The organism is Paenibacillus sp. Cedars, assembly GCF_003184205.1.
GTDB classification, from domain to species: Bacteria; Bacillota; Bacilli; order Paenibacillales; family Paenibacillaceae; genus Paenibacillus_AQ; species Paenibacillus_AQ glucanolyticus.
This window is the reverse complement of record NZ_CP020866.1, coordinates 5,218,351-5,232,960: the sequence shown is the minus strand read 5'-3', so window position 1 is coordinate 5,232,960 and position 14,610 is coordinate 5,218,351. Positions and strand designations below refer to the sequence as shown.

Genomic DNA, 14,610 nt, shown 5'->3' with positions numbered 1-14,610 from the left:
GCGGGGACAGGTGCCTTATGGTGATGAGGCAGGATGCTGACTGGAACGAGGATACCCAATCCGTTATCCGAACTTCGGATATCCCGTGTTACAATGAATGACAAATGATGGAGCACAGTGCATGCATACAATGGACTGCAATCACTTTTTGCGGCTGTTGCAGCACCTGGCAGACATTGAACATTTGCATCGAAAGGAAGATTACGATGAGCGCAAGCATTCTATATATCGAGGACGACCATGAAATCGGCGGTTGGGTCAGTGAATTTCTTAAAGACAAGGGTTATGAGGTGCGGTGGCAGCTCAGCGGGGAGAAGGCTGTAGAGGAAGCGGTGGCATGTGCCGTCGTCATTCTGGACGTCATGCTTCCGGGACTTGACGGCTTTACGATCGGACAGCGAATCAAGAAGGCATATCCCGGTCTGCCTATCCTGATGCTCTCGGCCAGAACTGCCATTGACGATAAGCTGCAGGGGCTGGAATTTGCCGATGACTATCTGACGAAGCCTTTCCATCCGGACGAGCTGGCTGCCCGTCTTGAGGTGCTGCTTCGGCGGTCCGTCGTCAAGTCTGCAGAGCCTTTGAGAGTGAAGCACTTATCCGTGTATGAGGCCGAGAATCGGATTGTGAACGAGGATACCGGCGAGGAGACACTCCTGACCGGTAAACAGTATCAGATATTTATGTACCTGCTCCAGCATCAGGGGCGTGTGATGACCAAGGAGCAGATTTATGAATCGGTCTGGGGCGAGTCCTATATCGAAGGGGATAAAACGCTGATGGTTCACATCCGCTATCTTCGCGAGAAGCTGGAGCGGGACCCCGCCACACCGGAGATTATTGAGACTGTGCGCGGGCTGGGCTATCGGGTGAGAGCATGAGATGGAGAAGGAACAGAGGAAGGTTCCGCAAATCGTTGACCAACCGGTATTTGCTGTTAATCTCGCTGGCCATGATTTTCATGCCGATTATGTTTCCGTTAGCCTCGATTCTCTACTGGTTCGTGAACGATACGTTCTCGGAGAAACCGGCTGTACCTGTCGAGAAGTATACAAGCGGTGCTGTGTTAGAGAAGATGTGGCACGAGGAGGCAGCAACATTAAGCGGGGCTTCGCCAGAAGCCATAGAGCGAAGGCTGCATGCAATTCAGCTGGAGTATCCGGAGATCTCGATGTTCTGGGTGGACGGCAGCAATGAGACGAGGCTGCAGATGCCGGTGCAGCCAAGCCTCCCCGAGGTATGGAGCGCACCCTACACCGTTCAATTCATGAAGAATGCCGTGGACGGAGACCCGTTCACTTCGGTGGCCTTTATCGGTGGAGAGGCATCGGGGGAAGGCTTCATAGTGATGCAAATACCGAGAAAATATATCAGTGTCCAGCAGCCAATCGCCAGCGAAACGGCGATGTATGGCCTCTTTATAACCTTGATGTCGGTTCTGTTTATTGTGGTCTCCTGGCTGTTCTTCGTGCGCATCCGCAAGCGGCTGCTGCGACTTCGTTCTGCTATGACCTCCCCTCACACTGTGACAGGTTTACCGCAGCCGGTCGCCTTAACCAAGCTTGACGAGATCGGGCAGCTGGAAGAGGGCTATAACCATATGGTCATCCAGTTAGAGGAGGGGCAGCGCCGGCAGCGTGAGGAGGAGGAGCTGCGCAAGTCGCTGATTGCTAATCTGTCACATGATCTGAGAACGCCGCTGACGGTGATTCGAAGCCATATTTTCTCCATGGAGCGGGAGCCGCTGAGTGAGAAAGGGAAGGAATCATTGTCCCTCATCGAGTCGAAAATCGCGGACTTGGGCGGACTGATCGATAATATGTTGTCCTACAATCTGCTGGCCAGCGGCAAAGTGAAACTGAACATGGAACCGACGGACGTTCTGCGGACGGTCAAGGAAAGTGCAGCTGCTTGGTATCCGGTATGGGAGAAGGCGGGAATCGAGCCCGATATCCAAGTGCGCGACGAGCCGCTCAATTGGAATGTGGATGTGCTGTGGTTCCGCAGGCTTCTGGATAATCTGTTCCAAAATGTCGTCCGTCACGCCAAGTCAGGACAGTATATCGGTATTCATACGGAAGAGAGAGAAGGGCTTGAGGGCATGCTTGTCATTTCGGATCGCGGACCGGGAGTCGGAAGCGACTCACAGAACAAAGGCACGGGCATTGGCCTGGCTATCGTGGATCACTTGACAAGGGAAATGGGCCTGGGCTGCCATGTGGAAAGCTCGGATGAAGGCACGAGGATCAGCATCTGGAGGCGGTGAGGTTTCAGGTATCGAGGATATAAGAATCGTGCTCGGATGGTGAAAGGGTGTAGGCAAATTGAAAATGGGGAACCGGCGTGTTGGCTGGTTCTTTTTTTGCGTTACTAACAAGAAAGACACCCTTCCAGGGTGTCTTCGCACAATTGCTTTTCGCTCGAGTTTCACGAGCTCGTCAGTGAACTTGGTTCATAAGCAAGGCAGGCTACAGTTGCTAGACTGAGAGAGAAGTCCATTTTGAGATCCACATGTACCAGTACATTCATATCCATAGTTAACCACGCCCCCATCGTAACGATTAATCTACCTATGAGAGAGCAGAGTGATTGGCATGCCATCATCAGCGTCAGGTAGCCCCCCTGTACGGACGCAATCAGCGTTTCGGCAAAGTGATTATATCATATTCGGGCACTCGCTGATAGTATTTCCGAGTCGATGGGCATGGATGCAGGATTACTAATGAGCGCTGCTTAGTGAAGTGCCTCTTGTATTCGTGCAAAAGCGCAAAAGCATCGGCGTAGGGAACGGAATTGTTGCTGGAGAAGCGAAGCGTTCGCCTTTAAATCCGGTAAACTACCTCTGGATAGATTCAGCTTCCCGGATTTAACAGCGGTCCGGTCCCGCAGCGGTTTGAACAGCACGCAATCACTCATGCATAACTTTTTTTAAATTAAATTTAAACTTCAGGTCGACCGGCATTTAACCTTGGCCATGTAGGATGTATACCTGAGGTGATGAACGTGACGGAACTCGTCATTCAAACGAAAGGCTTGTATAAGATATATAAAAAACGCGCGGCAGTCGTGGATTTGAACCTGGAGATTGCCCGCGGCGATATCTACGGCTTCCTGGGACCGAATGGAGCAGGGAAAACAACGACCATTCGCATGCTGCTTGGACTGATCCAGCCCACGCGCGGGGCGATTCATTTGTTCGGCAAGGATTTGAAGCGCGAGAAAATGAACATTTTGCAGCGTACAGGATCTCTCGTGGAATACCCATCCTATTACGGTCATCTGACGGCCATTGAGAATCTGGAGGCGATTCGCCGGATCACCGGCGGGCCGAAGTCCCGCATCGCGGAAGTACTGGAGATTGTCTCCCTGACGAAGGAAGCCAAGCGACCGGTCAAGGGATACTCCCTTGGGATGAAGCAGCGTCTTGGCATTGCAGCCGCCTTGTTCAACAATCCGGAGCTGCTTATCCTGGATGAGCCGACCAACGGTCTTGATCCATCCGGCATTCATGAAATCCGGGAGCTGATCAAAAACATGCCGCGTCAATACGGCATTACCGTGCTGGTATCCAGTCACCTGCTGGGCGAGGTGGAGCAGATGGCCGATAAAGTCGGCATCATCCGTGACGGCCGGATAGTGTTCCAGGATACCATTGACCATCTGGTATCCACCGCATCCAGCGGGTTCCGATTGTCGGTATCGGAGCCGGAGGCTGCGCTCGGACTGGCGCTGGACCTGGGCTGCCAAGGGGTGCTGCGAGACCATATGCTGGAGCTGGAAAGTATGCAGGATGCCAAGGTCGCCCTGCTCGTGAAGCGGCTCGTTGAGAATCAGCATGCCGTGTACCGTGTCGAGGAGCAGCGGAGGTCACTCGAGGATATTTTCATGCAGATCGTAAGGGAGGGAAGCCGGATATGATGTTCCGTGCGCTGTCCGCCGATTGGCTGAAAATAAGGGGCAAAGGCATCTGGTTTCTCGCGGCGCTCGGTCCCATCGGACTGGCGGCGATGCAAGGGCTGAACTTTGGACTTCGGTATGATTATCTGATGAAAACGTATGCGGCAGATCCCTGGGGCGGGCTGCTGGAGAATGTTACGTTTTTTGTTCCCATCGCCCTGTTCTTGGGCATTACGCTGATCTGCTCGCTGATGGCCAACGTGGAGCATCAGCTCAGCTCGTGGAAGCAGCTGCTGGCATTGCCCATTTCAAGAACCGCTGTATTCAGTGCAAAATTCGTGCAGGCCTTCTTGATACTCTGCGTATCCTGTATCCTGCTGACGGTATGTGTCACCGTACTTGGCACGCTGCTAGGAATGGGTGCGGATCGCATGCCGTATATGGATCTGATACGTATTGGGTTCTTGCCTATGTTCGCCGCGCTGCCGGTCTTGGCTTTTCAGTTATGGCTAAGCCTGACACTCAAGAATCAAGGGATATCCTCGGCGATAGGCATCACCGCTTCGGTAGTATCCATGTTTGCCATGGAGTTTCCGGATTGGGTGCCGCTGAAATGGCCGCTGCTCGCTTACATCGGTCCTGAAAAAGCGACATTTATAGGAGCGGGTTTACTGCTTGGGGCCGTCATTGCTGCAGCTGGACTCATACATTTCAACCGGAAGGACGTGGACTAGAGATGGCGTCTTATACAAGAGCAATATCCGCAGAGTGGCTCAAGCTGTCGAAGTCCAAATTATGGCCGCAGATTCTGCTGAATGGGGTACTGGTTTTGATGCTGGGGATTCTAGGTGGCAATCCGATCCAGGGAGCCCCATGGGAGTATTTGCTATCCATGATGTGTTTTCTGCATGCGATGCTGCTGCTCCCGATCATGACCGGGATTTTCAGTGCAATGGTGTGTCGCTACGAGCATACCGGTGGGGGATGGAAGCAGCTGCTGGTCCTGCCGGTGTCGCGTGGTGTCGTCTATTCTGCCAAATTCACGGTGGTGGCTATCTTGCTTGCTGCTGTGCAAGTGCTGTTCCTGGGTGCTGTCATGGGAGCTGGATGGTTCCATAGGATCGAGGCTCCGATTCCTTGGGAGATGCTGCTGCGCAGCCTGGTGGGTGGCTGGGTTGCTTGTCTGCCGCTTGCCGCGCTTCAGCTTGGTGTTTCCACGGCCTGGAGCAGCTTTGCCGCACCGCTGGCACTAAACGTTGTATTCACCATTCCGAACATCTTGGTGGCTAACTCGCAGACGTATGCCCCTTATTATCCGTGGACGCAGCCGTTTCTTGCGATGATGCCAGCGGGTCAAGCCGATTTCGGCGCCTTCAATATTCCGTTTGAGAGCCTTATGATCGTGATTGTTGGCGGGTTTCTGTTATTTTTCCTCGGAGGATTCATCTATTTTCAGCGCAAGGAAGTGTGATTACTCCTAACCGGAGTGCAGCGGATGCATTCCGAGAAGAAGCGTTCACCAATGATAAAAGAGCTGCCCCAGGTCCTTGATGGCCTGCTGGAGCAGCTCTTTACGCTATCTTGCTATGGTTGAAGCGAACCCTTGCTAATTCGGCAGCTCTACCCACGCATAAGGGGTGGCGGCTGCCTTTAATCCGTATTCGATGATGGTAATGACGGCAATGGTTTCAGCCGGGTCAACGGCAGGCTTGCCCGTTTCGAAGAAATTCACCAGATTCTCGATGAACAAGGCAAAGAAATTTGAATGGGCGGTAACCTGCTTGAAGCTGCCATCTTCATTTTTAATGCCTAGAGTAAAAGGGCAATTCTCCCCAAGATGATTCACGGCAGCTTGTCGTCCGTTACCGTAATCGATGAGCAGGGCAGGAGAGTCCGGTGTACCAACGAACATGACCCTCTTCGGATCTGCTCCCATCAAACGGACCACGGGTTCGATTTGATGGATCGAATAGTTGGCGAATCCGCCGGGCCCCCAGCTGCTAATGGTCTGAATGCCGCTCCGGTCCAGCTCCGTGTACTCACTGGCAAAACGAAGGGCAGACGTTGAATACATCGGCGTTCCGTGGGCTGTGGCCAGATCGAACATTCGGATCGCTGTCTCTCGGTCAGGAGCGAACGTTTTATCGATATAGGTCGGTTTGCCGGATTGCAGCGGAAGCCGGGACAGCTCCTCATGGAACTCCGGGTTATCCGGGGACAGCACGATCAGGTAATCACTGCGCTCCACCACGTCCTCGATAGCGGGCAGCAGCTCAATTTCATTCTCCTTGCACCAGGCTGCGTTTGTGAGCCCGTTCTCTTTATCTCTTTTGCCGTAAGCGTAAACGACCTTCATGGCACTTCCTGTAGCCTGATCGATCCATCCAGGATATTTATTCGCATGGAATTGGTCCAGATGCAGGTCGATGAATCCGATTTTTTTCATGGTAAAATAGGCCTCCCTGGCTTCGAACTATAGGTTAATGGCTGTTCTGGGCTACGGGTTGCAGCGAAACTTCCGCCCCTTGGTCGGACGAATCGTAGATCGCCTGGATAATCTGGGAGGACAGGATGACGGTATCGATATGCGACGGCTGTTTTTCCCCGGTTTGAATGCACTGAATGAAGCTATCGATCTCATTCTGGAACATGCTGCCGAGGTTGAATTTTGGCGTTGTCTCAATCAAGGCACCGTCCTCCGTAGTGTAGAAGGTAAAGTCTGCGCCATACTTCAGCCGTATGCCGCCTTTGTCCCCGAGGAAGTCGATGAACATCTCTTCGGCGCCGATGTTTTGCGCCCATGCGCCGTTCAGGGAAATGGTTGGGCCCTCGGTGCGGACCAGAGCGGTGACAAAATCGTCGACATCATAGGTGCCTTCATATTTCGGAGGACCTGCCCACATTTTAAGGAAGGTGTAGTTCTCCATATCCTTGCCCAGCTTGCAGTAAGCCTGCCCGGACACGGTCTTCGGCTTCGGGTCGCCTGTGCAGTACATCACGACATCGAGGAAGTGAACGCCCCAATCGATCAGCGCGCCGCCGCCGGCGATGGCCTTGGTTGTGAAGGCCCCGCCGAGACCCGGAATCGAGCGGTGGGAGCGGAAGCTGGCATATACGTGATACAGCTCGCCGAGATCACCGTTCTGAATCATTTTCTTGATTCTGTTTACGCTTTCATTGTAGCGGTTGACCACCCCAATATTGAGGGTTTTGCCGGTTTCGTGCTGAACCTTTTGCATTTCCAGAGCTTCGTTGTAGGTACGGGCGGCGGGCTTTTCGCATAACACATGTTTGCCTGCTCGCAGACAATCCATGGCGATGGATGCATGCACATCATTCGGCGTACAGATCGATACGGCATCCACTTCGGGATCATTTAGGATCTGGTTGTAATCCTCAATGGCCTGGCCGCACTCGTATTTCGTTACGGCAGCATCGGCCCGTTCCTTCACGATATCGCAGAAATACTTGATTTCGGCGTCTTTGTTGGCTATGTAGGCGGGAATATGGGCGCTGTTTGCAATCGTACCGCAGCCAATCACGGCAATTGTAATTTTGTTCATCGGTTCTCCTCCAAAATCGTGGATTGATGATGCAGTGATTACAGGGACTTGTCACTCGATTCTTCGTTCTTGCTTGCCCAGAGTATAGCATGGGAACGATCTATTCGATTTCACTATCGTGTTTATTTATTGGATTATCGTACCGAGGGCGTTAGTCAACGGTTTTAAATGCGTTCTTTTTGTAGTAAGCAGGAGTCGTTCCCGTATACTTCTTGAAAATGCGGCAGAAGTAGGAAAGCTCGTTAAAACCGACCTTGAAACATACATCGGTTATCGTCAGTTCGGGCTCCGTCAGCAGCCGCATCGCCATTCGTATCCGGTAATTGGCCAGGTACTGACTGAAGGTCCGGCCGGTAACTTCCTTGAACCGGCGACAAAAATTCGTCCGGGACATCATCGTCCGGGCACACAGTTCCTCCAGCCACAGGGGCTGGTCATAATGGTCATGAATATACTGGACCGATTCCAGGATGGGCTCCCGGTACGAGTCGCTGCTCGAGCTTGACGATTTAAGCTTGCCCTGGTCGGCATGCTCGCGGTTCAAGATCGCCAGCAGCTTCAGCAGATTGGCTTTTAGCAAAATATCAAAGAATGGACCCCGGCTTCCGTACTCGGCCAGCATTTCGGTAAGCAGTTCCTTCACGGCCAGATCGCTGCTGCCGGTCAAGGTAATCTTGAGCGGAACGCTGTCTTCCGTAGTTATAAAACGCTCGATGAAGGAGAGGTCAAACAGATTCGGCTCAGCTGGCTTCCCGTCGAGTCGTTCATTAATGAAGGCAGGCATGAATTCGCAGCCGAGCACCTCCAGCTCTTTCCCCGGTATCATCTCCACGCGATGGACGCTATATGGAGGAAGAACGAATATGTTTCCCTGGACCATTCGGTATTTCTGTCCATAGAGGGTGTGGATGAATTCACCTTTGCTGACATACCAGATTTGGAGATAATCGTGCATATGATCGGACAAACTCCCGAACTTCTCGGTAATTCGGTACATTTTGCAAGGCAGGCCGTTTGTCATTTCCAGCTCCGATGTAAAGTAGGCGATACCTTGCCGGGTACATTCGGCGATATCCGGTTCCAGCCAGTGAATAGCCATGATTCGTTCCCTCCCCGCGCTCGTGTAAGATCCTGTTATTCATAGCATAACTGATTCATTACATGAAGGAAGAGGAAAAGTTGAAAAAGTTAGCGGATTCCTGTGGTCAGAGTGATGCGTCTGAATGTTTAGAGGTGAGGATACGATGAGGATTTTGAGAAAGTGTGGGCTGGCGAAAGTAGATGAGGAGCTATAGCTTCATGATAAAGAGCCCGGATTCCAAAAATACGGGAAATCCGCGGCTCTTTTCCTTTAAGAGCAAAACTCCTTCAGCATCTGCTCCTTCACTTCTTCTATAGGGAATTGCTGGGGATAGGTGGATATCATGAGCATAATGCCTTGAAGTGTAGAAGAAAAATACATGGAACGTTTACGCGGCTCGGGGACCCTTAGCATCTGGAAGATTCCGCATTGAATCTCAAATTGCCGGGCGGCTTCTTCCACAAGACGCTTGCCGTAAGGTATCAACTCTTGGTCGGCCTCGGGCTGGGTTTGAAGATGCAGGTAGAATCGGAAGACTTCCGGCTGCTGATAGACGTTGTCGATCGCATGCTCAATGATGAACCTCAGCTGTTCTGCAGGAGTTTTAAGCGAAGCGGCATCCTCCATAACCTTGGCCACACCTGCAACGCGATCCTCAACCATGGCGGCCAGCAGCGCTTCCTTTCCTGAAAAATAGTTATAGAGCAGTCCCTTGGATATTGCCGCATGTTTGGCTACATCGCTGATGGAAGTCGCATGGTAGCCTTGATGTATGAATAAATCCATGGCGGCTTCCTGAATCTTATCCTTCGCGATCTGGCGTATGCGTTCGTTCTCGCTTGGTGTACGTGGCATGAAACCTTCAGTCCTTCACAAATTGGATGATATGTCGGGATAATTCATTCGGATGCGTTAGTGTGAGCATATGGTCGGCCTCTGAGATAGTGACAAAGCGAGCGCCCGGAACCCTCCGAAATTGTTCTCCTACCTGCCGGTTATCGGGCATTTCATGATCGCCTATGATAAAGAGCGTTTTGGCAGAGATATCTTCTAAACGCTCCATCGCCGGCGGTTCCGGCCAAACCGAGTCAAAGGTAGCCCAGGTAAAGGTATGCTCAAAATGGTGGCGCAGCATCTGGATCATAAGCCCCCGCTCGGCATGGTTTCTCGTTATCTCATAGGAAGGGGGCTCTATGCACAGTTCGATCATTTTCTCGATATCTGGGGCGGCTGCGCTTACCCGCAGCATGTAAGCTTGCATTTCCTCAGAGTAGGGAAAACCGGACAGGGCAGGTGCAATGAGAATCAGTTCCGACACTCTTTCAGGATATTGGATCGCGAACTCTGTTGCAATCTGCCCGCCCATGGAATGACCAACAACCGCAGCTTGAGGAATATTCAGGTGATCAAGGAGAGATAACAAATCCTGCACGTAATTGGTAGGTTCGATGGGGGAAGGAGATCGGCCGGCTCCGCGACCGTCAAAGGCAATAACATGAAAGTCCTCCGATAATAGAGGCACAACCGAGCTCCAATCCCTCATATCCGCTCCACCGCTGTGAATAAGGACGACAGGCTTTCCATTTCCATACACTTCGTAATGCAGATCCATTAGAATATCCTCCAGTTGAAGATTTACATTTATTCTACTGTCTTGATAGGTTTATTTTATTATTGAATGAACGGTCGGTCAATATAAAAATGGAAATACATAATCAGGAGTTACGCACCCGATTCAGGTGCTGCTCAGGAAGCATTGAGTATGGAATATCGCTGTGAATTAATTCACTTATATGGAATGTGAATTATGTTACAATCGAGAAAATTAAATGTAAAGCCTAAGGGGGAACGGACTGTGGCTCGATATTTTAGCGGTAAAGAAGTGGAACTGTTGGCACCTGCCGGAACATTCGAGATATTCAAGACCGTCATTGACGCAAACTGTGACGCTGTTTATTTCGGGGGACCCTCCCTGAACATGCGCATGATGCGCAAGGGATATAACCTGAGTTACGAAGAGGTCAGAGAAGCTGTCCAAATGGCTCATGATCGCGGGAAGCGTGCCTATATCACCGTGAATAACCTGTTGGATGAAGAGGATTTGGAGGAAGCGAAGCGTTATTTTGCTTTCCTGAACGAGATCGGCCCCGATGCAATCATTGCACAGGACCTGGCCGTGTTTCCTCTGATTCAAGAGATGAACTATGCGAATATTCCGGTTCATTCTTCAGTGATGATGAACGTTCATAATCTGGACATGATCGAAGCCGTTAAAGCGTTGGGGGTTTCACGTATCGTTGCTTCCCGGGAGATGGATCTGAAGACAGCGGAAGTGCTGCATGCCAAGAGCGGGATGGAATTCGAATATTTTATTCACGGCGATATGTGCACGGTCCACGGTGCGAACTGCTTGTACAGCTCGATGCTGTTCGGCAACAGCTCCAGCCGCGGACGCTGCATGAAGCCATGCCGCTGGGATTACCGGGTGAAGAAGGATGGTTACGTCTATCCAACTGAATATCCGCTTGCAGCGAAGGATATGTACATGTACGAGCATATTCCGGAGCTGATCAAGTCCGGCATTACGTCCTTCAAGATTGAAGGTCGGATGAGAGATATTGATTTCTTGCTAATGGTCGTTAATTCCTACGGAGATGCAATCGATCGCTATATTGCGGATCCGCTGGGCTACAACCGCGAGGAGGGATCGGATACGCTGCATAAGAACCGAAAGCGCGATTTCACGACGGCATATGCCTTCGGCAAGCCGGGGCTCGATTTCATTAATCGCCGTTATGAGGGGACAGGCAAGTTCTACAGCACGGGGAAGGTTTTCAGTACGCCAACCGCCGAACGTGAGATGAAGGAGGAGCGGTTGATCCAAGTGAAGGAATCGCTTCGATATGCGAAGCGGGAACGGCAGAGCGCCGCGATTCCGGAAATTACAGTGCATGTGAACAATATGGAGCAGGCTCGCGCGGCATTGGAAGAAGGAGCAAGTTCCATTTACCTGGCAGGCGATGTGTTCCAGCCGGATATTCCATTTGGCCGTGAGGATATCGAAGCCTTAACGGCGGACAAAGGCAGCGCCAAGATTATCCTTGGCATGCCCCGTATGATGGATGAGCTGCATATGGAGCAGTATGCTCATTTTCTGAAGCAGGGCAAAGAGCACAATCATTATGGGCTGGATGGTTTGCTTGTCTCCAACATCGGTGCCATGCACAAGTTCCAATCCCTGGAGCTGCCGATGATGGCCGATTTCAGCTTGAACATTTACAACCATATGGCGGCTTCGTTCTATCAGAAGCATTTTGGCATCACCAGAATCCATCCGTCGCTGGAGCTTCAGCTTAACGATCTGACGAAACTGCTCCGGCATCCGGAATTTACAACCGAGATCATCGTTCACGGATCGCCCATCGTGATGTATCTTGAGCATGATCTATACGCTAATGCGGAAGAGATGGAGTATATTGCGGAAGAAGATAACAAGTATGTCGATAACAATCATCTCGTGCTGCTTACCGATAAAGGAGAGAATCCTGTATACCGCGATGCCGCTGGTCGGAACCACTTGGCTATGGCGAAGGAGCTGTGCTACATGCCATTCCTGCAGGAACTGCATGAAGCAGGTGTGAATCATTTCCGCATTGAAGGGAAGACGTATACGACAGAGCAGCTTCGCGGTCTGGTGCGGTTGTATTGCCAGGCTGCGCGGAATCTGAATTTATGCGGCAAGCTGTTCGAAGGCATGACGCCGATCTATGCCGGATATACCCTGGGTTCGCTGCAATTCGGCACGGTTATGCAGCGTGAGGGAGAACGGAAACCATCCGAAGAGGTGAGTTTCCATGGCGCATGAGGACCAAGCATATATCGGCCCGGAAGCTATCGTGGCGAAGCGTCGGCAGTACGGCTACCCGTGCACCGCTAATTTCTACAAGGAGCCGCCTCAGATTGTCGGTGGCAAAATGCATATGCTCTACGGTCATGATGGCAAATCGTATGTCGACTTCTTTACGGGGGTGTCGGTGGTTGCTTGCGGTCACTGCAATGAAGCCATTACCGCCCGTACGATCGAGCAGCTCCAGAAGCTGCAGCATACGTCAACCATCTACCTGACCCAGCCCATGGTGGAGCTGGCGGAGCGGTTGGCAGACGGCATTTTGCCTGGGAATCTGAAGCGAACGTTCTTCGTGAACAGCGGGTCCGAGGCGAATGAAGGCGCCCTGCTTGTCGCACGTTTGCATACGAAGCGTCGCCACTTCCTGGCACTGGAATACGGCCTTCATGGCCGCACCTTCCTGACCATGAATGTGACAGGTATCCCCATGTGGCGTACCGACGACTTCCTGGATGGAGATGTGACTACGTTTATTCCGCGTCCCTATGATCCTGACATGGATCAGGAAGCTGCCGCACGCCGTTCTCTGGATACATTAGCGAGTGTATTGGCGGAGAAGGGGGGCACGTTCGCGGCAATGATCGTGGAGCCGATCCAAGGCAACGGGGGAATGATCGTGCCGCCGGATTGGTATTTCCGCGAGTTGAAGGCGATGCTGGAGCAGCACGGCATTCTGCTGATTGCCGATGAGATTCAGACAGGCTGCGGTCGTACGGGACGGATGTTCGGGATCGAGCATTATGGCATTGTGCCTGACATTCTCACCATGGCGAAGGCATTGGGCAATGGCGTGCCTATCGGCGCCTTCTCCACAACGGATGAGATCGCCGCCAGTCTGAATCGGCCTTCTGCATCGACCTTCGGAGGCAATCCGGTGTCATCCGCAACAGCGCTTGCTGTCTTGGATTACATCGAGCAGGAGGGTTTGGTTGAACGGTCCGGCCGAGTCGGCAGCCGGCTCATCGAAGGTTTGAAGGACTTACAGAACAAATATGGCGTTATCGCTGATGTTCGAGGCAAGGGTCTTATGGCGGGAGCCGAAATCCACGGCGCGTCGGACCAGGAAAGTGCAGCATGGACGGATATGCTTCTGGAGCGTATGAAGGAGGAAGGATTTATCATCGGCAAAAATGGCGTGGGCCGAAACGTACTTGCTTTTCAGCCGGCGATGGTTACCCCGGAGAAGGAAATCGAAGCGATGCTGATCTCCTTGGATAGCGCGCTTGCAGGGTTATCCCAGAAGTGAACAGATGAGGGTGATATCCTAATGCAGATGATCAATAAGTTCGTTCATAAGACTAAAATGTTCGGAGAGCTGGTGATGTTCTCCCATACGCTGTTCTCGCTGCCTTTTGCGATCATTTCCATGATCTGGGCAGCGGGTGGCATCCCGTCTTGGCGCGTCATGCTGTGGTCACTCGTTGCACTCGTTGCTGCCCGTAATGGGGCCAATGCCTTCAACCGCATCGCCGACTTGAAGTTTGATGCTGCGAATCCGAGAACGGCTAACCGCCACATGCCAAGAAAACTCCTGTTGTCTCGTGAGGTTCATGTGTTTGTCATCGTTAACTTTGCAATCTTCATCCTTGCAGCAGGCATGCTGAATCTGCTGTGTCTGGTGCTGTCGCCGGTAGCGGTTGTACTGATCTGCTCGTATTCGTACACAAAACGCTTTACGTGGTTGTGCCATCTGTACCTGGGCTTTACGATTGCTTCGGCTCCGATCGGGGCATGGTTTGCCGTAACGGGGCAATTCGCCATAATCCCGTTCATCATCGGTACGGTTGTGATGCTGTGGATTGCAGGCTTTGACATTATTTACGCGACACAGGATATCGAGTTCGATCGTAATACAGGTTTGTTCAGTATCCCTGGCGTGTTTGGATTAAAAGGGGCTCTCCTCATTTCCAGGTCGCTGCATGGCATTATGGTTATGCTGCTGGTCTCTCTTTATGTTATCCAAGGCTTGGGCTGGCTCTATCTGACAGGAATTATCATCTCCATGCTGCTGCTTGCCACGGAGCATCGTATCATAAAGCCCTCCAGCCGCAAGGTGATGAATCTGGCCTCCTACAACCTGAATCAGGTGATCAGTATGACGATTCTGTTCTTTACATTGGCTGATCAGTTTCTGCTGTGATAGTAAAAAAACTCCCTTTGAC

General features: G+C 51.8%; 13 protein-coding genes. 8 read left to right on the top strand and 5 right to left on the bottom strand.

Going from position 1 to position 14,610, the window contains the following annotated elements; genetic code table 11:
- Nucleotides 1-206: 206 nt before the first annotated feature.
- The 5 genes from B9D94_RS25615 (at nucleotide 207) to B9D94_RS25595 (ending at nucleotide 5,368) form a co-directional block, all read left to right on the top strand.
- Nucleotides 207-881 carry a response regulator transcription factor gene (locus B9D94_RS25615; RefSeq protein WP_006207966.1) on the top strand — a complete coding sequence of 225 codons (675 nt, stop codon included), beginning with the start codon at nucleotides 207-209 and terminating at the stop codon, nucleotides 879-881.
- Nucleotides 878-2,266, top strand: a complete 1,389-nt coding sequence (locus B9D94_RS25610) for a sensor histidine kinase (RefSeq protein WP_148248319.1) — start codon at nucleotides 878-880, stop codon at nucleotides 2,264-2,266. Before B9D94_RS25615 ends, B9D94_RS25610 begins: the two co-directional genes overlap by 4 nt.
- A 737-nt stretch (nucleotides 2,267-3,003) precedes the next feature.
- A complete protein-coding gene (locus B9D94_RS25605) occupies nucleotides 3,004-3,918 on the top strand; it encodes an ABC transporter ATP-binding protein (RefSeq protein ID WP_148248866.1) in 915 nt (304 codons plus the stop codon).
- Nucleotides 3,915-4,631 (top strand): ABC transporter permease, encoded by a 717-nt coding sequence (locus B9D94_RS25600; RefSeq protein ID WP_148248317.1) that lies wholly within the window; start codon nucleotides 3,915-3,917, stop codon nucleotides 4,629-4,631. The genes B9D94_RS25605 and B9D94_RS25600 overlap by 4 nt, the downstream gene beginning before the upstream one ends.
- 2 nt (nucleotides 4,632-4,633) lie before the next feature.
- Nucleotides 4,634-5,368 (top strand): ABC transporter permease, encoded by a 735-nt coding sequence (locus B9D94_RS25595; RefSeq protein WP_148248316.1) that lies wholly within the window; start codon nucleotides 4,634-4,636, stop codon nucleotides 5,366-5,368.
- A 135-nt stretch (nucleotides 5,369-5,503) separates the two neighbouring features.
- Here the strand turns inward: B9D94_RS25595 and B9D94_RS25590 are convergent, their stop codons facing one another.
- The 5 genes from B9D94_RS25590 to B9D94_RS25570 form a co-directional block, all read right to left on the bottom strand.
- A complete protein-coding gene (locus B9D94_RS25590; RefSeq protein WP_006207971.1) occupies nucleotides 5,504-6,343 on the bottom strand; it encodes a Gfo/Idh/MocA family oxidoreductase in 840 nt (279 codons plus the stop codon).
- Between the two features lie 34 nt (nucleotides 6,344-6,377).
- Nucleotides 6,378-7,460 (bottom strand): Gfo/Idh/MocA family protein, encoded by a 1,083-nt coding sequence (locus tag B9D94_RS25585; protein ID WP_006207972.1) that lies wholly within the window; start codon nucleotides 7,458-7,460, stop codon nucleotides 6,378-6,380.
- A gap of 151 nt (nucleotides 7,461-7,611) precedes the next feature.
- Nucleotides 7,612-8,559: a helix-turn-helix domain-containing protein gene (locus B9D94_RS25580; RefSeq protein WP_148248314.1), complete on the bottom strand. Its 948-nt coding sequence runs from the start codon at nucleotides 8,557-8,559 to the stop codon at nucleotides 7,612-7,614.
- A gap of 252 nt (nucleotides 8,560-8,811) precedes the next feature.
- On the bottom strand, nucleotides 8,812-9,396 hold the full coding sequence (locus B9D94_RS25575) for a TetR/AcrR family transcriptional regulator (RefSeq protein ID WP_148248312.1): 585 nt from the start codon (nucleotides 9,394-9,396) through the stop codon (nucleotides 8,812-8,814).
- A 7-nt stretch (nucleotides 9,397-9,403) separates the two neighbouring features.
- Entirely contained in the window at nucleotides 9,404-10,153 is a 750-nt protein-coding gene (locus B9D94_RS25570) for an alpha/beta fold hydrolase (RefSeq protein WP_148248310.1), read from the bottom strand.
- A gap of 243 nt (nucleotides 10,154-10,396) precedes the next feature.
- On the opposite strand from B9D94_RS25570, the gene B9D94_RS25565 reads away from it, so the two are divergent.
- Genes B9D94_RS25565 through B9D94_RS25555 form a run of 3 tightly spaced genes read left to right on the top strand, consistent with a single transcriptional unit; the run spans nucleotide 10,397 to nucleotide 14,588 of the window.
- Entirely contained in the window at nucleotides 10,397-12,406 is a 2,010-nt protein-coding gene (locus B9D94_RS25565) for a peptidase U32 family protein (protein WP_148248308.1), read from the top strand.
- Nucleotides 12,396-13,694, top strand: a complete 1,299-nt coding sequence (locus B9D94_RS25560) for an aspartate aminotransferase family protein (protein WP_036643805.1) — start codon at nucleotides 12,396-12,398, stop codon at nucleotides 13,692-13,694. The genes B9D94_RS25565 and B9D94_RS25560 overlap by 11 nt, the downstream gene beginning before the upstream one ends.
- 21 nt (nucleotides 13,695-13,715) lie before the next feature.
- Nucleotides 13,716-14,588: a UbiA-like polyprenyltransferase gene (locus B9D94_RS25555; RefSeq protein WP_006207978.1), complete on the top strand. Its 873-nt coding sequence runs from the start codon at nucleotides 13,716-13,718 to the stop codon at nucleotides 14,586-14,588.
- The last annotated feature ends 22 nt before the right edge of the window (nucleotides 14,589-14,610 follow it).

Bases quoted from the DNA above. Each gene is read 5' to 3' on its own strand.
- B9D94_RS25615 (WP_006207966.1), top strand. From the start codon at position 207: ATGAGCGCAAGCATTCTATATATCGAGGACGACCATGAAATCGGCGGT.
- B9D94_RS25610 (WP_148248319.1), top strand. From the start codon at position 878: ATGAGATGGAGAAGGAACAGAGGAAGGTTCCGCAAATCGTTGACCAAC.
- B9D94_RS25600 (WP_148248317.1), top strand. From the start codon at position 3,915: ATGATGTTCCGTGCGCTGTCCGCCGATTGGCTGAAAATAAGGGGCAAA.
- B9D94_RS25595 (WP_148248316.1), top strand. From the start codon at position 4,634: ATGGCGTCTTATACAAGAGCAATATCCGCAGAGTGGCTCAAGCTGTCG.
- B9D94_RS25590 (WP_006207971.1), bottom strand. From the start codon at position 6,343: ATGAAAAAAATCGGATTCATCGACCTGCATCTGGACCAATTCCATGCG.
- B9D94_RS25585 (WP_006207972.1), bottom strand. From the start codon at position 7,460: ATGAACAAAATTACAATTGCCGTGATTGGCTGCGGTACGATTGCAAAC.
- B9D94_RS25580 (WP_148248314.1), bottom strand. From the start codon at position 8,559: ATGGCTATTCACTGGCTGGAACCGGATATCGCCGAATGTACCCGGCAA.
- B9D94_RS25575 (WP_148248312.1), bottom strand. From the start codon at position 9,396: ATGCCACGTACACCAAGCGAGAACGAACGCATACGCCAGATCGCGAAG.
- B9D94_RS25570 (WP_148248310.1), bottom strand. From the start codon at position 10,153: ATGGATCTGCATTACGAAGTGTATGGAAATGGAAAGCCTGTCGTCCTT.
- B9D94_RS25560 (WP_036643805.1), top strand. From the start codon at position 12,396: ATGGCGCATGAGGACCAAGCATATATCGGCCCGGAAGCTATCGTGGCG.
- B9D94_RS25555 (WP_006207978.1), top strand. From the start codon at position 13,716: ATGCAGATGATCAATAAGTTCGTTCATAAGACTAAAATGTTCGGAGAG.